This window comes from Halorubrum sp. 2020YC2, from assembly GCF_018623055.1.
In the GTDB taxonomy this organism is placed as follows: domain Archaea; phylum Halobacteriota; class Halobacteria; order Halobacteriales; family Haloferacaceae; genus Halorubrum.
The window spans coordinates 1,589,494-1,607,973 of the sequence record NZ_CP076019.1 but is presented as its reverse complement, the minus strand read 5'-3'; the positions used below and the strand labels follow the sequence as shown (position 1 = coordinate 1,607,973).

Sequence of the window (18,480 nt, the reverse complement as noted above, 5' to 3'; positions counted from 1 at the left end):
CGACAAGACGGTTGCGGCGGGGTCGCCGGGGAGCGGGGAGAGCCGCGTCGTTTACCCGACCACGCCGGCCGCCCGCAGCTCGTCGCGGATCGCGTCGCGTTTCACGAGGGCGAAGCCGACGCAGATGATCAGGAAGCCGGCGACCGTCGTGGCGGTGATCCCCTCGTCGAGGACGAGCCAGCCGACGACGGCCGCGAACACGGGCGCGACGTAGGAGACGAGGTTGATCTCGATCGGGCCGAGCCGGTCGAGCAGGTCGAAGTAGATGAGGAAGCCGATCCCGCTGGCGACGATAGAGAGGTAGCCCAAGGCGAGCAGCGACTCCGCGTTCCAGACCGCGTCGGCCACCGACTCGCCAAGCGCGAGCGCGACCAGGTGGGTGAGACCGGCGCCGAGCAGCATCGACCACGCCTCCATCGTCTCGATGGAGATGTCGGCCTCGGAGGCCCGAGAGAGGACGGAGCCGAGCGCGAACGAGGCCGCCGCGAGCAGCACGAGCAGCTTCGCGCCCGTGCCGCCCCCGGCGAGGTTCGCGGGGTCCGGGTTCGCGAGGACGACCGCGCCGACGAGACCGATCCCCAGTCCGAGCGCGCCGACGGCGGTCAGTCGCTCGGCGGGCAGGAAGGCGCGCGCGAAGACGGTGGTCAAGAGCGGCGAGAGGCTCACGATGACGGCCGCGACGGCGCTGGTCACCGCGGGGTCGCTCTCGCCCACGAACAGGAACGCGTGGTAGGCGGCGATGATGAACACGGCGCCCGAGAGGACCTCCGCCCACGCGTCGCGGCCGCGGGGAATCGGGTCGTCGACCGCGTACGCGGCGTACGACAGCATTGCGACGCCGGCGACGTCGAACCGGAACGCCGCGAACAGCACCGGCGGGAAGTACGCCAGCCCCGCGTTGATCGCGACGAACGCCGAGCCCCACGCGGCCGCGAGGACCAAGAACAGCGAGAGGTTTCTGAGACGGCTCACGTCCGCCCTCTCCCGGCGCCGTGCCAAAAGGTTCCGGAAACGGTCGCGTTCGCTGGATTCGCTCCGGGGGGAGTACCGGCTACCGAACCCGGTACCCGTCGGCGTCGCGGGAGACGACGCCCACGTCGGAGAGGCGGCGGAGGGCATCCTCAACCGTCGACTCCCGGGCGCCGATCTCGTCGGCCACCGCCGCGGGCGTCCCGTCGGTCTCGACCACCGCGGCGATGACGGTCGCGAAGAAGCGGCTGTCGGCCTGCCCGCCCAGCCGCTCGTCGATCTCGGCCAGCGCGTCCTCGACGCGGCCCTGGACCCACCGCTGGGCGAGCGACAGCTCCCGGTCGAGGTCCTGGAGGCGCGCGAACTCCTCCGCCAGTTCCGCGAGGTCGCCGGTCGTCCCCGACCCGTCCGGGACCTCGATCGAGAGGTGGGGGCACCGCCCGGACATGTCGAGGCTGTTCTTCGCCGGGTACGCGCTCTTCGCGCCGAACCCGTACGGCGAGACGCTCACCTCCAGCCGGAGGCTGCGCGCGATCCGGAAGTACTTCCGCCGCTGGTCGTCCGTCGTCGACTCGACGAGACCGGCCTCCTCCAGCTTCCGCAGGTGGTCGATCACCGCCTTCGGGCTCACGTCGAGGTACTCCGAGATCTCCGTGACGTAACAGGGCTTGGTGGAGAGAAGCCGGAGGATGCGCCGCCGGTTCTCGTTACCGAGGAGATCGAGCAGTACCGCGGAGTCCATTAACGTATGGTTAGCGTCGACAATATAAAAGGGTGATCTACCCGCGCCGGATCAGTCGGACCGGTCGTCGCCCGCCTCGCCCAGTCGGCGCCGAAGCAGCTGAACCGCTCCGCCGATGCCTGCGAGGGCCCCCGGAACCCCGAATCCGGGCGTCGAGTAGTCGGACCCGTCGGCGTCTTCGGTCTGCGGGTCGGCCGTCGCCTCCTCGACAGTGACGTTGTTCGTTGTCTCCGCCGAGTCCCCGTCGTCGCTCACGACCGAAAGCGTGACTCGATACGTGCCGGGGTCGCTGAACGCGTGTCGCGGGTCGGTGCCCGCGGCGGTATCCCCGTCGTCGAAGTCCCACGTGTAACTGATGAGTTCGCCGGTCTCCGCGCTCGACGCTCCGGCGTCGAACGCCGCCTCCTCTCCGGCCGACGGCCGGCTCGGGGAGACCGTGAACGACGCGGTGACCGCCGACTCGGCAGAGGCGTCCTCGGCGTCGCCGTCGTCGTCCGAGGTTCGGGCGGTGATCTCCCGCGTCGTCTCCCCCGTCGTCCCCTGATCGCTCGTCACCGAGAGCGTTACTCGATACGAACCGGACTCCTCGTACGCGTGCGTCACGGTCTCACCGGCCGCCGTCTGCCCGTCACCGAACTCCCACGAGTAGCTCACGAGCTCGCCCACGTTCGGTCGGGAGTCGCTCGCGTCGAACGTCACGGCGTCTCCGGTGCGGGGGTTAGCCGGCGAGGCCTGGATGTCCGCTACTGTCCCGAGCCGTTCCCCGAACTCGCTGACGTCCTCCCCGGCGAGGCTCCGCCGGTGGAACTCGACGAGGTCCTCGGTGTCCGCGGGGCGATGCCCGCGGTCGTCGTATATCCTGAACTGGGCCTCGACGTCGGCGTCGTCGTACGCCCGCTGGCACCGGGGGAACCGGTCGTTGATCATGTCCTCGCCGTAGACCGCCAGCGCTAACTCCCGCAGGTCCTCGCTCCAAGCGTCGTCGTACGGGATCGTGTCGTTGGTGTCTTCGACCCCCATGTACAGCAGTTGGTTCACATCGGCGAGCCCGCCGACGTCGACGGAGTCTCCGGTGAGGGATTCGAGCCCCGCGACACCGACGTGGTACTCCAGCGTGTGCCCGTTCCACTCCTCGTGCGGGAGCAGCGCCATGCCGTTGAGTCCGCCGGCGGTGACCGACAGCACGCGGTCGGGGTGTAACGCCGTGAACCGGTCCGCGAAGTTCCCGGACGCGGAGAACCCGTTGAGCATGATCTCGTCGGTGAACGCGTACTCGTCGCCCGCCAACCGGTCCTTCGCGTCCTCGACCATCCGCAGGAGCTGTTCGTCGATCCGCGCTAACGGACCCTCTTCGATAGCCACCGTCTGCCTGTCCAACTGGTGCGTGTAGTGCGACCAGTCCACCGGTTCCTCGGCCGGACGCGGGAACACCGGCACCAAGAGCGGCACGCCGAGCGCCTCGCTGATCGGACGCGACGACCCCCGACGGACGAGCGACTTCGCCGCCGACCTGTGTTCCTCGAAGTCGTCCGTCGCGGTCCCCGTGTTGTTCGATTCGACGAGCATCGGGATGCGACCGTCGCGCCGGTCGATCGGGCTGAAGAGGTAGTACGGGTAGTTGAATCCGGACTCGGGGGCCGCCTCGACGAGGGTGATCCCGATCGTCTCGTCGAGCTCCTCTCCGACGGCGACCAGCGCCTGTTTCACCGTGATAACCTCCGATTCGTGAGCCGGCCCGTCCCAGAGCCAGGCTTCGACGACCTGCGTCTCTCCGAGCGGCTCGTCCAACTCGACGACCAGATCCGTCTCGTCCGTTCCGGCCGGAAGGGACTTCATCGCGAACAGGGTGTTGTCGCTCTCGGCCTGATCCTGAATCATCAGCGTCCCTTCACTTTCTACCGACACCGACGCGACAGTAATCGAGTCCCCGTCGGATTCCTGCTGTTCGAAGACGAGTCCCTCGCTACCGTCCTGTGCGGAAACACCTCCACTAAAGGGCGTCAAGCCGGCCGATACCGCGGCTCCGGTTCCCGCGGTCTGTAGCAGTCGACGACGAGTTATCGGAGGGACCGAGTCTGACATGCGAAAATTGTTTGATTTCCGGATAATAAGGATATCGGATAGTTACACGAAGACGATATATCTGGCGCGTGGTCACACACGCTATCGACGGAATCCGCAACTCCCACGCCACGACTGGCCGCGACGGGTCGCGTGGTCCTCACCGACCGGTCGGCCGGAGCGAAGGGTAGTTAGTCGGGGGAGCGAAACGGGTCGTATGGAGACGGCACTCGTTATCCTCGACGGTTGGGGACTCGGCGATCACGACCGCCGCGACGCCGTGAAGGCGGCCGACACGCCGACGTTCGACGCGGCGACGGAGCGCGGGGCGGACGGCCGCCTCGTCGTCCACGGGCGGCGCGTGGGGCTTCCCGAGGGACAGATGGGCAACTCCGAGGTCGGCCACCTCAACATCGGCGCGGGGCGGGTCGTGAAGCAGGCGTACACGCGGATCACGGACGCGCTCGCCGAGGGGTCGCTCTCGGACAACGACGCGGTCGCGGCCGCGCTCGACCACGCGAAGTCGACCGGGGGCCGGGTCCACTTCATGGGGCTCGTCTCCGACGGCGGCGTCCACTCGGACGTTGAGCACCTGCTCGCGCTGATCGACGCCGCCGCGGACGCGGGCGTCCCGGCGACGAGCCACGCGTTCACCGACGGGCGCGACACCGCCCCGGAGATCGCCGACGAGTTCCTCGCGGACGTGACCGCCAAGGCCGACGAGCGCGGGACGGGCCACGTCGCGACCGTCACGGGCCGGTACCACGCGATGGACCGCGACGAGAACTGGGAGCGGACGAAGAAGGCGTACGACGCCGTCGTCGCCCGCGAGGCGCCCCACGAGGCCGACAGCGCCGTCGCGGCCGCCCGCGAGGCGCACGCCCGCGGCGAGACCGACGAGTTCGTCGAGCCGACGCTCGTCGCCGGCGAGGCCGCGCTCGAGGACGCCGATGGGCAGCGCTCATCGAGCCATCGAGGCAAGCTCGACGACGGCGACGCGGTGATCTTCTTCAACTTCCGCGCGGACCGCGCCCGGCAGCTGGTCCGGATGCTCACCGGCACCCGGCCCGAGTGGGACTTCGAACTCGACCAGCCGGACATCCGCATGACGACGATGACGGAGTACGACGAGACGTTCGAGTTCCCGGTCGCGTTCCCGCCGGAGATCCCCGCGAACACGATCGGGGAGGTCGTCGCGGACGCCGGCGGCACCCAGCTCCGGATCGCGGAGTCGGAGAAGTACCCGCACGTCACCTACTTCCTCAACGGCGGCCGCGAGGTTGAGTTCCCGGGCGAGATCCGGACTATCGTCGAGAGCCCGGACGTCCCGACCTACGACCTCCGGCCGGAGATGTCCGCGTCCGGAGTGACCGACGAGGCGGTCGAGACGATCGCCTCGGACGACCCCGACCTGCTCGCGTTGAACTACGCGAACCCGGACATGGTCGGCCACACCGGCGACTTCGACGCCGCCGTCGAGGCCGTCGAGGCCGTCGACGCGCAGCTCGACCGGCTGCTCTCCGCGGTCGCGGACGCCGGCGCGCACGCGGTCGTCACCGCCGACCACGGCAACGCCGACGACATGGGCACGGCCGAGGACCCCCACACCGCCCACACGTACAACCCCGTCCCGTTCGTCTACCTGACGTCCGACGGCGACGACGGCGGGCGCACGGTCCGCGAGGGCGGGTCGCTCTGCGACATCGCCCCGACGCTGCTCGAGTTAATGGACCGCGACCGGCCCGCCGAGATGACCGGCGAGAGCCTGCTCGAGAGTAAACGATAAACTTCGGATCGATTCTCGCTCGTTCCACGGCGTTTTAATACGGCGACTCGCCTGTAATCGTTCATGACAGACGAGACCACGCCGGTGATCGCGGCCGCCTACCGAACGCCGCAGGGGAGAGAGGGCGGCGTCTACGAGGACGTCCGCAGCGAGGACCTCTCGACGACGCTCATCGACCACGCGCTCGACGAGACGGGGCTGACCAGCGACCACGTCGACGACCTGATGTGGGGCGTCGCCCAGCAGCGCACCGAGCAGGACAACAACGTCGCGCGCGTCATCGCCCTCCTGTCGGAGCTTGGCGAGTCCGTCCCCGCCACCTCGATCAACCGCTGGTGCGCCTCCTCGATGCAGGCGGTCATCTCGGCGTCGGACGCGATCGCCGCGGGCAACCGCGACTGTATCATCGCGGGCGGCGTCGAGAACATGAGCCGCGTCCCGATGGACGGCGACTCCTACGAGCACCTCCACCCGGAGCTCTCCGAGCGGTACAACATCTTCCAGTTGCAGATGGGGATGACCGCCGAGAAGGTGGCCGAGGAGTACGACGTGAGCCGCGAGGCGCAAGACGAGTACGCCGCCCGCAGTCACCAGCGCGCGGCGGAGGCGACCGAATCGGGCCGGTTCGACGACGAGATCGTCCCCGTCGAGACCGAGGACGGACTGGTCGAGGCGGACGAGGGGATCCGACCGGACACGACCGCCGAGAAGCTCGCGGGCCTCTCGCCCGCCTTCACCGGCGACGGCACGGTGACCGCCGGGAACTCCTCGCAGATCTCCGACGGCGCGTCGCTCACGGTCGTGACGAGCAAGGCGTTCGCGGAGGAGCACGGCCTCGACGTGCTCGCGGAGGTGGGCACGAACTCCGTCGCCGGCGTCGACCCCACCGTGATGGGGATCGGCCCGGTGCCGGCCACCCGCGGGCTCCTCGAACGCGCCGGCACCGACATCGACGACTACGACCTGGTCGAACTGAACGAGGCGTTCGCGTCCCAATGCGAGTACGCGCGCCGCGAACTCGGCATCGACGAGGACATCTATAACGTCAACGGCGGCGCCATCGCGCTCGGTCACCCGCTCGGCGCCTCGGGCGCGCGGCTCCCCGTCACGCTGCTCCACGAGATGGAAAAGCGCGACGCCGAGCGCGGCCTCGCGACGCTCTGTGTCGGCTTCGGGCAGGGCGCCGCGATCGAGTTCCTGCGGTAGAAGCCGCGAGAAGCAGTACATTTCTGCGGTGGCGTCGCCGGCGGCCTTGCCGCCGGCTACAAGAGGCGCGTCGCGCCTCCCTGCGTGCCGACGAGCAGCCGTAGGCTGCGAGTCGCACGCGCGAGGGAGTCGCGAGCGGTGCGAGGTGCGAGCGGTGCGAGGTGCGAGCGGTGCGAGGTGCGAGCGAAGCGAGCACCTCGATTGCGAGCGGTGGAACCGCGAGCAGCGAGCGACGAGGCTGGGGAGGTGTGAGGCTGCGGTGCTGTGCCGGGCGGGACTCGAAGGGGCAGTCGCGAGGCGGGCGCAGGCGTTCACGAGAGCGGAGCTCTCGTGAGCCAATCAGAACGCGAAGCGTTCTGATGACGACGTAAGGACCGCAACGAAGGAGCGAGCAGCGCGAGCGACTGAGTGAGGAGCGTGGTTCGAGAGAGCGAAGCACTCTCGTCATCCCGAAAATCGGAGATTTTCGGGCGACAGCGAGCGTGCGCCCGCCTCGCGACCGGGGCTTCGGCGGTGTTCGCCGCCGAGCAGCAGTTGGTTATTTATAAACGAGCGGCTGGAACTTCGCCGACTTACTTGTCCCCGTGCGTGAAGCCGCGGTCGGGCAGAGGTTTGCCGTCGGCGAGGACGCGCGGCTCCTCCTCGCCGGGCTCCTCGATCACGGTTCCCACTCGCGTTAGCCCGGCGGGACACGCCCCTTCGACTACCTCCACTTCCTCTTCCGGCACCGTACAGAGCAACTCGAAGTCCTCGCCGAAGTGCGCCGCGAGTTCGAACCGCTCCGCCGAATCCTCGGCCACCTCCTCGACCGCGGGGTGAACCGGAACCGCTCCCCGTTCCAGTTCGATCCCGACCTCGCTCGCCTCCGCGAGCTGGTGACACGACCGCGCCAGCCCGTCCGAGGAGTCCATCATCGCGGTCGCGCTCGGCGCCAGCGCCAGCCCGTCGGCCACGCGCGGCGTGAACCGGAACAGCTCGTTGGCGCGCTCGACGTACTCGTCGCCTTCCCTTTTAAACAACCGCAGCGCCGCCGCGGACCGCCCCCACTCGCCGGTGACGCAGAGCGCGTCGCCCGGTCGCGCCCCGCTCCGAGTGACGGGGCCGGCGTCGGTCACGTCGCCGATCGCGGTGGTCGCGGTCGTGAACTCGACGTGCTCGTCGAGGTCGCCGCCGACGTACTCGGCGTCGACCGCCTCGCAGACGTCGACCGCGCCCGCGACGAACCGGGTCAGCGCCTCGCGGTCGAACCCCTCGTCGGCGTAGACGGCGACCGCGGCGCTCGCGGCGGCGCCGGTGGCGGCCACGTCCGACAGCGACGCGCCCACCGCGCGCCAGCCGGCGGTGTACCGCGTCGTCCCGGGCGGGAAGTCCGTCCGCTCGTGGAGCATGTCCGTCGTGATGACCGTCCCGTCGACGACCGCGGCGTCGTCGCCCGCGTGCGGGAGGTCGGCCGCGATGGCTCGGAGGGCGTCGCGCTCGTTCACTACCCCACGCTCCGCGCGTGGAGCCAATAAGCGATCGGTCCGAGCCGGCGTCGTCCCCGAACTCGACACCTTTGCTCCCGTCGAGATCGACCCCGATCCGTGGTGCGTGTTGTCATGAAACATTTAACCAAATAAAACAACATAACGAATATTATCATTATCAATCATTATGTTTATTACCGCCCTTCGATTTGTACCGGTCGCAATGGCAGTACCCGTATCCGAGCACGCAGGCACACGCACAGACCCGACCACCAGACGACCGCCGCAACCGCCCACACGACCCGATGACGACACCTAACGACACGCCCGACGACACGACCCGACGCACCGACCGCACGACCGCTCGATCGACCGACTCGGCCTCGACCAACACGAACTCAACCGACTCGGCCGACCGGCCCGAGACGACTACACCTCCGCGGACCGTCCCCGGCCGCACCCCGCTCACCGAAGAGGCGGGCGCGCCGCTGGTCCCGACGATCACGACCCGCCGAGCGACGGGAACGCGCTCCCAGTCTCCCGGCCCGCAGCCGCGAACCGAGGGCCGCGCGTCCGCGCGCCCGCCGACCGACGGCGAGCGCGACGCCCCGCTCGTCCCCGACCTGCGTCCCGCCTCGCGGACGCGGACGGACGGGGGGTCGCGATGACGGCGAACGCGACGCGCCGCCCCAGCGACGGCTCGACCCGATCCGAGGGGTCGTTCCGTCGCGCCGTCCCCATGGCGGGGACCGGCGACGGCCCGCGACCCGACGCCACGACGTTCGCGCCCGCGGGCCACACCGCCGGCGGACACGGTACCAACGGCTCCCGCGCCGACGGGCGACGGGCGACGGCGAACCGCACCGCAGACGACGCCACCACGCAGTAATCCGATGAACCCCAACGAACTCGACGACGACGTCTTTCGGAGAGATATCGACAACCCGGCCGGCCGCCGGCTCCGCGAGCTGTTCGAGGAGCAGGACTACACGTTCGCGCCCGGGATCTACCACGCGCTCGACGCCCGCCTCGCGGAGATGGCGGGCCTCGACGCGGCCTACATGAGCGGCTACTCGACCGTCCTCGGCCAGTTCGGCTTCCCCGACCTGGAGATGGTCACCATGAGCGAGATGGTCGAGAACGCGAAGCGCATGGTCGAGGCAACGAACCTCCCCGTCATCGCGGACTGCGACACCGGCTACGGCGGGGTCCACAACGTCCGGCGCGCGGTTCGCGAGTACGAGAAGGCCGGCGTCGCGGCGATCCACATCGAGGACCAGACCTCCCCCAAGCGCTGCGGCCACATCGCGGGCAAGCAGATCGTCTCCCGCGAGCAGGCCCGCTCGCGGTTCGAGGCCGCCGTCGACGCCAAGCAGAGCGAGGACACCGTCATCATCGCGCGCACCGACGCGTACGGCTCCGCCAACGGCGACTGGGAGGAGCACCTCGAACGCGGCCGGATCTACGCCGACGCCGGGGTCGACCTCGTCTGGCCGGAAATGCCCGACCCGTCGCGCGAGGACGCGGTCGAGTACGCCGAGACGATCCACGAGACCCACCCCGAGTTGGATCTGGCCTTCAACTACTCCTCCTCGTTCGAGTGGGGCGCCGAGGAGGACCCGCTCACCTTCGAGGAGCTGGGCGATCTGGGCTACCAGTACATCTTCATCACGCTGTACGGGCTTCACTCGGGCGCTCACGCCGCCTACGAGGACTTCGCGAACATCGCGGAGAACGACGAGGAGGCGCAGTTCGACCTCGAAGAGCGGTACATCGGCCACGAGACCGAGAGCCACCACGAGCTCTCCTTCGTCCCGCGCTATCAGGACATCGAGGCCGAGTTCGACCCCGAGGCGCGCAAGCGTCAGGAGGAGTCCGCGGGCTTCACCGAGGAGGAGAACGACCCGATCACGGCCGAGAACGACGACGACTGACGAGACGGTACCGGTCGCGCTGACTTTTTTATCTCACTCAGAGCGTTCCGAGATCGCCCCGCGGTCCCGCAGTTCGTCGAGCGCGTCGTCCCCGTAGCCGTACTCGCGTAACACCGACTCCGTGTGTTCGCCACGCGCCGGCGGGTGGCGGCGGACGGTCGTCGGCGTCCGCGAGAAGTGCATCGGCGAGCCGGGGAACCGCACCGTGCCCGCGGTCGGGTGCTCGGCCTCCGCGAGCATGCCGCGCGCCTCGATCTGCGGGTCCTCGAACACCTCGCTCACGTCGCGGACGCGGCTCGCGGGCACGTCGTGCGCGTCGAGGGCCGCGACCGCGTCATCCGTCGTCATCGCGGCGAACGTCTCCTCTAACTCGCGGTCGAGGACCTCGCGGTTCCGGACGCGCCCCTCGTTCGTCTCGAAGCGCTCGTCGGCCAGCAGGTCGGGTCGGTCGAGCGCCTCGCAGAGCGGCGGCCAGAACCGGTCCGAGGAGCAGGCGACGACGACGTAGTCGTCCGCCGTCTCGAACGCCCGATAGGGGACGATGTTCGGGTGTTTGCTCCCCATGCGGCCCGGCACGTCGCCGCTGGCGAAGTAGTTCGTCGCCATGTAGCTGGTCCAGGCGGCCTGCCCGTCCAGCAGGCTCACGTCGATCTTCTGCCCGCGCCCGTCCCCGAGTTCGCGTTCGAGCAGCGCCGCGAGGACCGCCTGCGTCGCGTACATCCCCGCGCCGACGTCCGCGAGCGCGACCCCGATCCGGACCGGGGGACCGCCCTCGACGCCCGTGAACGACATGAACCCGCCCCGCGCCTGCATCATGATGTCGTAGGCGGGCCTGTCGCGGTCGGGCCCCCACTCGCCGTACCCGGAGATGGCGCAGTAGACGAGTCCGGGGTTCTCCTCCGCGAGGTCGGCGTAGTCGAGGTCCCACCCCGCGGTCTTGCCGACCCGGAAGTTCTCGACGAGCACGTCGGCCTCGCGCGCGAGGTCGCGGACGACCGCGCGGCCCGCCTCGGTGGTGAGGTCCAGTTGGACCGACCGCTTGTTACGGTTGACGCTGACGTAGTAGGCGCTCGCGGCGCCCTCGCCGTCTCCCCCGTCCGCGTCGCCCTTACTGAACGCCGGCGGGACCCACGTCCGGGTCTGGTCGCCCTGCCCGGGACGCTCGACCTTGATCACCTCCGCGCCGAGGTCGCCGAGTTGCATCGTACAGAACGGGCCGACGAGCACGCGCGAGAGGTCCAGCACCGTGAGCCCGTCGAGCGGGCCGACGTCGCCCTCGGGCTCGCGGGCCTCACCGACCACGCGGTATCGCCTCCGCGGACCGCCGCCGTGTCCGGTTCATGCATCCGCCTCAGCCGCGGGGCTAGTGAGCCTTGCGGGAGCGTCGGAAGCGAGGGACGGGGAGAAGGGTCCGGTCAGGCCGGCAGGGTGTCGATGCCGTCGATCTCGACGTAGCCGTAGCCGCAGTCGGGACAGCGCCACTTCGTCTTCTCGCCTAAGTGGAGCGTCATCGCCGCGGTCCGGTAGAACGAACGGGTCTCGCCGCACGCGGGACAGTCCACGTCCTTTTCGAGCGCCATGTGCGCCGATCCGTCGGCGGCGGTGTTGAACCTACTGATTCGGGCGACGCGGTCCGCGGTCGGTCGCCGCGGCCGTCGGCTCCTCGGAACCGGCGGCCTCACCACACCGGCGCGAGCAGCAGCGCGACCGTCGCGGAGATGAAGACGAGCTTCAGGGCGGTGTTGACGACGATCACCTTCGTGCCGAACGACGCGCCCCAGATCCCGTACTGGAACGGGATCGAGCGGCGGAACGTCGAGACGGCGAAAGAGAGGATGCTCCCGATGAGCAGCGACGCGACCGCGGTGCGCGTGGTGAAGGTGCCCGCCTCCGTCCCGGCGAGCGTCGCCGCGCCCGCCGTCGTGTCGAGCGTGAACACCGCGATGACGGGCACCGCTTCGCCCGGTAACCCCAGCACGCCCGTGATCGGCTCCGCGACGCTCGTCAGCGCCGCCACGTCGTAGGCCGTCACGAGCCAGATGACCAGCGTGTACACGACCGCGAGCCGCGGGACGATCCGGCGGAGCGTCTTCCACGACTTCCCCGCGGCGTCGCGGACGCGCTCCCGGTCGGTGCGGTCGTCGTCCTCGGGCCCGGTCGCGTCGACGTCGTCGAGCGCGGCCCGGTCGACGTTCGCCTCGGAGAGGAGGAGGCCGCCCGCGAGCACGCCCGTGACCGTGATGAGCAGCGCGATACCGGCGCGCGCGCCGACATAGACAGCGCCGGTGGTGACCCCGAGGATCGGGATCAACACCGGGACGTAGTAGGTGAACACGTGCTGAACGAACCCGAAGAACGTGTTCATCACCACGGCGACGAGCGTCGCTCGGTCGTCGAGCAGCCCCGACTCGCGGAACTCCGCCAAGGTGGCGTAGCCCGCGGTCGTCGACGCCGCGGTCGTGAGGATCGCCGTGCCGACCTCGTCGGGGAGGTTCGCGGGCCGGGTGAGCCACCCCGCGATCCCGGCGACGTACCGGACCAAGCCGAACGCGACGGCGACGTTGGCGGCGAAGACGCCGCCCGCGATGAACGCCGTGATCCGGGCCAGCCGGGGGACCACGTCCGCGAGCAGGGTCGAGAGGTCGGCGGCGACCGATTGCACGCGCCGCGGTAGGTCGGCGGCGACCAAATGGCCGTCGGAACGCGCGGGCGTTCTCGGGTCGTCGGAACGCGCGGCCGCGCCGGGGTCCGGGAGGTCGCGACCGCGCTGGGGAGGGCTGCGGCCGCGCCGTGCGGGGGAAGACTGTGGCCGCGCCGCGCGGGGGAAGACTGTGGCCGCGCCGCGCGGGGCTTATGCCTCCCGCCGGTGAATCCCCGGGCGATGGCTCCCGCCGAGGACGACATCTCGATCGAGGAAAAGCGCGTGTACGCGGGCAGCGCCGGCCGCACCGACGCCTACGTCGCGACGGCGGCCGGGACTGTCCGCGTCTCGCTGTCGGCCGACAAGGTCGGCGCGTTCGACATGGTCTCGCGCGACCCGGCGCGCGACGTCGCCGTCCTCGCGTGCGGCGACGCGCCGGACCTCGTCGCCGCCGCGACGCCCGGGGGGCTCTCCGTCGCCGCGGTGGCGGACGACCCCGACTTCGCGCTCGTCGACGACGACCCGGCGGTCGCGGTCGGCGCGGCGGGCGGTCGTGAGGGGGTGATCGTCGCCCGCGAGGACGGGACGGTCGAGCGCGTCGCGTTCGAGGAATGCGGGGCGGCGGTCGCGTCGACGACGGGACTCGGAACTGTCGCGGATCCGCGAGCAGTCGACGCGTCCCTCGTCGCGGCCGCGGACGGCGTGTACCGGGTCACCGACGGTACCCTCGTCGACGTCGGGCTGGACGATGCGCGCGACGCGGCCGGCGCCGGGATGCCGCTCGCGGCGACCGGCTCCGGACTCTACTGGCTCGGCAACGGGTGGATGACGGCGCGAGAGCGCGCCGCGGACGCGGTCGCGAGCGACGGCGACGGCCACGCGATGGCGGTCGTCGACGGCGACCTGTTGGTTCACTCCGGCGGGAGCGAGTGGGACGGCGAGACGTGGGCGGTCGCTGAGCTTCCGGTGGACGAGACGGCGGTCGCGCTCGGCTACGGCCCGGGCGTCTCGGTCGCCGTCACGGACGCCGGCACGCTCTGCGTGGATGCTGGTGACGGCTGGCGCCACCAGGTGGTCGGCGTTCGAGACGTGAACGGCGTGGCGCTCGCGGTCGTCGAATAGGTCGTCGATCGGGTGTTGCGATCCACCGTATCTCCCGTCGATCGCTTATAAATGGTCGGGGGCGGATCGGCGGCGGCTCACTCTAAATCCCCGGCTGTGAGGCGGGCGCACGCTCGCTGTCGTTCGAAAGGCGCTTTGCGCCTTTCGTGATGGCGAGACGCCTTTGGCGTCTCGAACCACGCTCCTCGGTCGCTCACTTCGTTCGCTCCCTGCGGTGCTTACGTCGCCTGCGCCCGCCTCACAGCCGCCCCTTTGAGTCCCACCCCGCACCGCTCCGCACGGCACCTCACACCTCCCCAGCCTCGTCAGTCGGCCTCCGCTACGCTCCGGCCGACTGACTCCCTCGCGCGTGCGACTCGCGCCCGATGGGCGCTCGTCGGCACGCAGGGAGGCGCGACGCGCCTCTTGCAGCCGGCGGCAGAGCCGCCGGCGACGCCACCGCCTCGTTCATTTATAACTGAAAAGTTAGATTCTCGTTCTGGGCCGCCTTACGCGCTCGGCAGGTCAATCGGCTCGCCGTCGGCGTAGACGGTCGGGTTCCGGATGATGCCGTCGAGGTGGAGCGGCGCGTCCGTCTCGCCGCCGATGCCGGCGTTGTCCCCGATGGCGATGTGGACGGTGCCGCCCGCCTTCTCGTCTAAGAGGACCGAGCCGACCAGTTCCTCGACGCCGCCGTTGGTCCCGATTCCCAGCTCAGCGAGGTTGTACGCCGCGTCCCCGACCTCGTCGGCCGCGGCCTCCACGTCGGCGCGGATCGCGTCGTCGGAGATGTCGGTCACGAGGCCGTCCTCGACCTCGAAGGCGAGCGTCTGGTCGTCGTCGAGGAGCCCGTGGGGCATCATCGTCCCGTCGACGACGAACGTCCCGGTCGCGGTCTCGGGCGCGACGAACACCTCGCCGGCGGGGAGGTTCGAGAAGTCGCCCGGCTCGTGAACCATGCCCGTGTCCGCGAGCCACTCGCGGTCGCCGGTCCCGAAGGTGATGTCGGTGCCGGCGGGCGCGGTGACGCGGACCTCGTCGGCGCCCGCGACCCCTTCGAGCACGTCGTCGCAGGCGGCGTCGATGGCGGCGTAGTCGGCGTCGAGACCGGTCGCGAACACGGCCTCCGTGATCCCCGGGAGCGTCGCGCCGCGCGCGCCGGCGTCGCAGGCCGCGCCGCGGGCGCGGGTGTGGCTCAGGCTCTTCGTCGTCGGCGCGAGGAAGACGTCCGCCTCCCGCATCGCGGCCGCGACCGGCGCCGGCGGCTCCGTCCCGTGTTGCCCGGCCGGCGGGTAGCGCAGTATCGTCGCGTCGTCCGTGACGGCGCTCGCGGCCGCGTACAGCGCCTCGCCTATCGGCTCGCGCGCGTCGTCGGTGACGACGACGACGGACTCGCCCGGGGAGACGTTCAGACACTGTTCGACCGCGGTCGCCGCGCCCTCCGAGAGGTCGGCTGCCATGTGCGCGTCTCCGAACGGACGGGCGTTAGGCCTTGTCATCGCCGTTTTTACTCTATTCCGTAATTGAATTATTTACGTCCGGTGCCGATCGGCGTCGAATTAACCGACAGCTTACTCGTGGGGTAGTTAATTTCATTTTGCGTTCCTCGAAAACATTATGTCGGTGCCCGAGAGACGAGCGGATATGACACGCGTGGGCGTCAACGGCTACGGCACGATCGGGAAACGGGTCGCAGACGCCGTCGCTGCCCAGCCCGACATGGATCTCGTCGGCGTGACGAAGGCGTCGCCGGACTACGGCGTCGAGGCCGCGACCCGGCGGGGCTACGACCTGTACGCGGCGGTCGACGACCGCGCCGACGAGTTCGCGGCGGCCGGCGTCGACCTCTCCGGGACCCTGACCGACTTACTCGACGCGGTCGACGTCGTCGTCGACTGCGCGCCCTCCGGGATCGGGGAGCGCAACGCCCCCGTCTACGAGGCGCACGACACCCCGGCGGTGTTCCAGGGCGGCGAGGACGCAGCGGTCGCGGAGACCTCGTTCAACGCGCGCGGCCGGTTCGAGGCCGCCCGCGGCGCCGAGACGGTCCGCGTCGTCTCCTGCAACACGACCGCGCTCTCGCGGCTGCTCGCGCCGCTCGACGAGCGGTTCGGCGTCGAGAAGGCGCGCGTCACGCTCGTGCGCCGCGGCGGCGACCCGAGCGAGACCGACCGCGGCCCGATAAACGACATCGTCCCCGACCCCGCGACGGTCCCCTCCCACCACGGCCCGGACGTGAACGAGGTCCTCCCCGACGTCGCGGTCGACACCGCGGCGCTGAAGGCGCCGGTCACGGGGATGCACACCCACAGCGTCAACGTCACCCTCGCGACCGACCCGGACCCGGCCGCCGTCCGCGACCTCCTCGCCGACGAGGGCCGGATCTTCCTCGTCCCCGAGGCCGCCGGCATCGACGGCGCGGGCGCGTTGAAGGAGTACGCCGCCGACGCCGGCCGCCCCCGCGGCGACCTCTGGGAGAACTGCGTCTGGGAGGAGTCGATAAGCGTCACGGGGCGGGACCTGTACCTCTTCCAGAACGTCCACCAGGAGGCGGACGTCGTCCCCGAGAACGTCGACGCGATCCGCGCGATGGCGACCGACGTCGGCGCCGCGGAGTCGATCGCGCGCACGAACGAGACGCTCGGCGTCGGTCTCGAAAGCCGACTCGGGGACGGCGAACTCGTGCGGGCGGGACTGACGGCCGACGACTGAGGGCGGTGACCGGTCTCTTTCGCGCTACCGTTTCGACCCGACGGTCACTCCGTCGGTCGCGTCACGAGGAACGTCCGCCCGCCGCGGCGTTCGAGGTGGACCTCGCTGCCGTCGACGCGGTTCGCTCTGACCCGCTCGGGCAGGCGGTCGGTTCGACAGTCGGTGACGTCCACGCGCGTCGGCGTCGCGTACCGCGGTCGGTCGGCGGTGACTGCGCTCATACCTCCGAATCGGTCCGGAACGCCCCTATAAGCGAGCCATCCGCGGAGTGAAAGTGAAAGTGGACGGCTGCGAGTCGTTACCGTGCGATCCGAACGCGGTCGGCGGCCGACGACCGGGCTCCGCCTCGCCTCACCGGCGGAGACCGGTCGCCTCGTCGTCCTCGACGAACCGCACCGTGAAGTAGTCGTAGCCGCCGTAGGCGGCGTCGAGCGCGCCCATCCACCAGTTCCACCGCTCGACCAGCGAGGAGCCGTCCGGCGCGTCCTCCAGGTGCCCGATCACGCCGGTGACGGTCAGGCCGTGGCCGCGGTCCTCGGAGGGCCGTTCGGAGTCGACGAGGTCGCGGGCCGCCCGCGAGACGGCGCGCCGCTCGGCCTCGGTCCCGCCGAACTCGTCGTCGAGCGCGCTTTCGAGGCGCTGTCTGTCCATACCCGACCTAGGGGACGCGGGTATATGAGTCGCGTGATAGGGGGTGTCACGTCCGGTGTCGCGGAGGGACCGCGACGCGGGCGCGTAGCCGGCTCACAGCCGCGCGGCCAGCGCGAGGAACAGGACCGAGAACGGGGCCGAAAGCAGCGCCAGCGCCAGCCCGCCCGCCCCCTCGCCGCCCGCGACTGTCATCAGGAGACCGACGACGAGCGAGAACGACCCCAAGACGGCGAGGGTGACCCGCTCGGGGACGCTCGCACGGTCCGGGCCGTCGCTCTCCGAGAGTACCGCGTCGAGCGCGGACTCGACCTCGTCGGCCCGGCCGGACGGGACGAACAGCCACGGCGTCGACCGGTACCACGCGTTCCCTCGGTACGCGAGCAGGAACAGCGTCGTCCACGGGAGGTCTATCCGCCGCGTCCGGACCGCGGAGCCGAGGTCGTCGCTCCGGGTCCGCTCTTGGCTCGGATACGTCCGCTCGACCGTCCCCTCGGTCAGGTCGACCCGCACGCCCACGCCCGACGACTGGACGACGGCCGGCACGAACCAGACGAGCCAGAACAGCGACCAGAAGGCGGGGAGGAAGTCGGTCGGCAGCGCCAGCATCACCGCGACGACGCCGCCGAATCCGGTGAGCGTCCAGCCCGGGCTGAGCGCCCCAATGGTCTCGCGCAGCCGAGCGCCGGTCAGTTCGTCGGCCGAGGTCTCGCGGTACCAGAGGTACAGGGCCGGTGCGAGGGTCACGGCGACCGCGACCGCGACCCCCGCGGCGACGGCCCCCGCGCCGAGACCGACGCCCGGCAGCGCGATCTCCCCGGCCGCGACCCGCGGGACCATCGCGGCGACGACGGCGGCGACCCCGACGAGGACCGCGCCGACGATTCCGACCGTCGCCCCGGCCGCGAGCGACCGGATCCGGTCGTGCCGGACCGGTCCCCACTCGATCGGGTCGCGGTCGGCGGTCGCCCCGCGGTCGGCGGTCGCCTCGCGGTCGCGGGACTCGGTCTCCTCGCCGTCGTCGAGTTCGTCGCGGTCGCCGGTTTCGTCCCGGTCGTCGTCCGCGAGGACGCGCTCGGCGGAATCGACGGCGTCCGCGGCCGCGGAAGCGGTTCCGCTCTCGGAGGGCATACGAGTCGGCTTGTCGCCGGTTGAATAAAAAGCGTGAGGGCGGTCGGAGCCGATCGACGCGGGGGAGGGCGGCTTACGGGGAG

The 18,480-nt window shown here is 70.5% G+C and carries 18 protein-coding genes; 7 read left to right on the top strand and 11 right to left on the bottom strand.

The annotated features are described in order from the left end of the window. Window positions 1–51: 51 nt before the first annotated feature. From KI388_RS07890 to KI388_RS07880, 3 genes are all read right to left on the bottom strand, one after another. Complete coding sequence (locus KI388_RS07890) at window positions 52–972, bottom strand: DMT family transporter (protein WP_215086134.1); 921 nt, start codon at window positions 970–972, stop codon at window positions 52–54. A gap of 79 nt (window positions 973–1,051) precedes the next feature. Beyond that, a complete protein-coding gene (locus tag KI388_RS07885; protein ID WP_215086133.1) occupies window positions 1,052–1,711 on the bottom strand; it encodes an ArsR family transcriptional regulator in 660 nt (219 codons plus the stop codon). Between the two features lie 51 nt (window positions 1,712–1,762). Next, the gene (locus tag KI388_RS07880) at window positions 1,763–3,589 is read right to left on the bottom strand and encodes a PKD domain-containing protein (protein WP_215086132.1); all 1,827 of its coding nucleotides are present in this window, start codon (window positions 3,587–3,589) and stop codon (window positions 1,763–1,765) included. A 400-nt stretch (window positions 3,590–3,989) separates the two neighbouring features. Here KI388_RS07880 and gpmI point away from each other — a divergent pair, with 400 nt between their 5' ends. Beyond that, complete coding sequence (gene gpmI, locus KI388_RS07875; RefSeq protein ID WP_215086131.1) at window positions 3,990–5,558, top strand: 2,3-bisphosphoglycerate-independent phosphoglycerate mutase; 1,569 nt, start codon at window positions 3,990–3,992, stop codon at window positions 5,556–5,558. A 63-nt stretch (window positions 5,559–5,621) separates the two neighbouring features. Beyond that, window positions 5,622–6,764, top strand: coding sequence for a thiolase family protein (locus tag KI388_RS07870; protein WP_215086130.1), 1,143 nt, complete (start codon window positions 5,622–5,624; stop codon window positions 6,762–6,764). Between the two features lie 572 nt (window positions 6,765–7,336). Here KI388_RS07870 and thiL read toward each other — a convergent pair. Then, window positions 7,337–8,248 carry a thiamine-phosphate kinase gene (gene thiL / locus KI388_RS07865; protein ID WP_215086129.1) on the bottom strand — a complete coding sequence of 304 codons (912 nt, stop codon included), beginning with the start codon at window positions 8,246–8,248 and terminating at the stop codon, window positions 7,337–7,339. 287 nt (window positions 8,249–8,535) lie between these two features. Between thiL and KI388_RS07860 the strand changes: the two genes are divergently transcribed. From KI388_RS07860 to aceA, 3 genes are read left to right on the top strand one after another with little or no spacing between them, the layout of a single operon-like run. Then, on the top strand, window positions 8,536–8,898 hold the full coding sequence (locus KI388_RS07860) for a hypothetical protein (RefSeq protein WP_215086128.1): 363 nt from the start codon (window positions 8,536–8,538) through the stop codon (window positions 8,896–8,898). Further along, the gene (locus KI388_RS07855; RefSeq protein ID WP_215086127.1) at window positions 8,895–9,119 is read left to right on the top strand and encodes a hypothetical protein; all 225 of its coding nucleotides are present in this window, start codon (window positions 8,895–8,897) and stop codon (window positions 9,117–9,119) included. The genes KI388_RS07860 and KI388_RS07855 overlap by 4 nt, the downstream gene beginning before the upstream one ends. A 4-nt stretch (window positions 9,120–9,123) precedes the next feature. Beyond that, window positions 9,124–10,164, top strand: a complete 1,041-nt coding sequence (aceA, locus tag KI388_RS07850) for an isocitrate lyase (protein ID WP_215086126.1) — start codon at window positions 9,124–9,126, stop codon at window positions 10,162–10,164. Between the two features lie 33 nt (window positions 10,165–10,197). Here the strand turns inward: aceA and KI388_RS07845 are convergent, their stop codons facing one another. From KI388_RS07845 to KI388_RS07835, 3 genes are all read right to left on the bottom strand, one after another. After that, complete coding sequence (locus KI388_RS07845; RefSeq protein WP_215086125.1) at window positions 10,198–11,466, bottom strand: CoA transferase; 1,269 nt, start codon at window positions 11,464–11,466, stop codon at window positions 10,198–10,200. A gap of 113 nt (window positions 11,467–11,579) precedes the next feature. Then, a complete protein-coding gene (locus tag KI388_RS07840) occupies window positions 11,580–11,744 on the bottom strand; it encodes a hypothetical protein (protein WP_007345976.1) in 165 nt (54 codons plus the stop codon). Window positions 11,745–11,842: 98 nt separating this feature from the next. Next, entirely contained in the window at window positions 11,843–12,826 is a 984-nt protein-coding gene (locus tag KI388_RS07835; protein WP_215086124.1) for a nucleoside recognition protein, read from the bottom strand. Between the two features lie 219 nt (window positions 12,827–13,045). On the opposite strand from KI388_RS07835, the gene KI388_RS07830 reads away from it, so the two are divergent. Beyond that, on the top strand, window positions 13,046–13,927 hold the full coding sequence (locus KI388_RS07830; RefSeq protein ID WP_215086123.1) for a hypothetical protein: 882 nt from the start codon (window positions 13,046–13,048) through the stop codon (window positions 13,925–13,927). Window positions 13,928–14,415: 488 nt separating this feature from the next. Here the strand turns inward: KI388_RS07830 and KI388_RS07825 are convergent, their stop codons facing one another. Next, window positions 14,416–15,366 carry an aminopeptidase gene (locus KI388_RS07825; protein WP_215086122.1) on the bottom strand — a complete coding sequence of 317 codons (951 nt, stop codon included), beginning with the start codon at window positions 15,364–15,366 and terminating at the stop codon, window positions 14,416–14,418. A 184-nt stretch (window positions 15,367–15,550) separates the two neighbouring features. On the opposite strand from KI388_RS07825, the gene KI388_RS07820 reads away from it, so the two are divergent. Continuing rightward, entirely contained in the window at window positions 15,551–16,618 is a 1,068-nt protein-coding gene (locus KI388_RS07820; protein WP_215086121.1) for a type II glyceraldehyde-3-phosphate dehydrogenase, read from the top strand. A 44-nt stretch (window positions 16,619–16,662) separates the two neighbouring features. Here KI388_RS07820 and KI388_RS07815 read toward each other — a convergent pair whose 3' ends face one another. The 3 genes from KI388_RS07815 to KI388_RS07805 all read right to left on the bottom strand — a co-directional run bounded on the left by KI388_RS07815 (window position 16,663) and on the right by KI388_RS07805 (window position 18,397). Further along, entirely contained in the window at window positions 16,663–16,839 is a 177-nt protein-coding gene (locus tag KI388_RS07815; protein WP_215086120.1) for a hypothetical protein, read from the bottom strand. Window positions 16,840–16,969: 130 nt separating this feature from the next. After that, window positions 16,970–17,269, bottom strand: coding sequence for a hypothetical protein (locus KI388_RS07810; protein WP_215086119.1), 300 nt, complete (start codon window positions 17,267–17,269; stop codon window positions 16,970–16,972). A gap of 93 nt (window positions 17,270–17,362) precedes the next feature. After that, window positions 17,363–18,397, bottom strand: a complete 1,035-nt coding sequence (locus KI388_RS07805) for a hypothetical protein (RefSeq protein ID WP_215086118.1) — start codon at window positions 18,395–18,397, stop codon at window positions 17,363–17,365. Window positions 18,398–18,480 lie beyond the last annotated feature (83 nt).

Bases quoted from the DNA above. Each gene is read 5' to 3' on its own strand.
- KI388_RS07815 (WP_215086120.1), bottom strand. From the start codon at position 16,839: ATGAGCGCAGTCACCGCCGACCGACCGCGGTACGCGACGCCGACGCGC.
- KI388_RS07855 (WP_215086127.1), top strand. From the start codon at position 8,895: ATGACGGCGAACGCGACGCGCCGCCCCAGCGACGGCTCGACCCGATCC.
- KI388_RS07885 (WP_215086133.1), bottom strand. From the start codon at position 1,711: ATGGACTCCGCGGTACTGCTCGATCTCCTCGGTAACGAGAACCGGCGG.
- KI388_RS07825 (WP_215086122.1), bottom strand. From the start codon at position 15,366: ATGGCAGCCGACCTCTCGGAGGGCGCGGCGACCGCGGTCGAACAGTGT.
- KI388_RS07880 (WP_215086132.1), bottom strand. From the start codon at position 3,589: ATGATTCAGGATCAGGCCGAGAGCGACAACACCCTGTTCGCGATGAAG.
- KI388_RS07810 (WP_215086119.1), bottom strand. From the start codon at position 17,269: ATGGACAGACAGCGCCTCGAAAGCGCGCTCGACGACGAGTTCGGCGGG.
- KI388_RS07820 (WP_215086121.1), top strand. From the start codon at position 15,551: ATGACACGCGTGGGCGTCAACGGCTACGGCACGATCGGGAAACGGGTC.
- KI388_RS07870 (WP_215086130.1), top strand. From the start codon at position 5,622: ATGACAGACGAGACCACGCCGGTGATCGCGGCCGCCTACCGAACGCCG.
- KI388_RS07840 (WP_007345976.1), bottom strand. From the start codon at position 11,744: ATGGCGCTCGAAAAGGACGTGGACTGTCCCGCGTGCGGCGAGACCCGT.
- KI388_RS07805 (WP_215086118.1), bottom strand. From the start codon at position 18,397: ATGCCCTCCGAGAGCGGAACCGCTTCCGCGGCCGCGGACGCCGTCGAT.
- gpmI (WP_215086131.1), top strand. From the start codon at position 3,990: ATGGAGACGGCACTCGTTATCCTCGACGGTTGGGGACTCGGCGATCAC.
- KI388_RS07860 (WP_215086128.1), top strand. From the start codon at position 8,536: ATGACGACACCTAACGACACGCCCGACGACACGACCCGACGCACCGAC.
- KI388_RS07830 (WP_215086123.1), top strand. From the start codon at position 13,046: ATGGCTCCCGCCGAGGACGACATCTCGATCGAGGAAAAGCGCGTGTAC.
- aceA (WP_215086126.1), top strand. From the start codon at position 9,124: ATGAACCCCAACGAACTCGACGACGACGTCTTTCGGAGAGATATCGAC.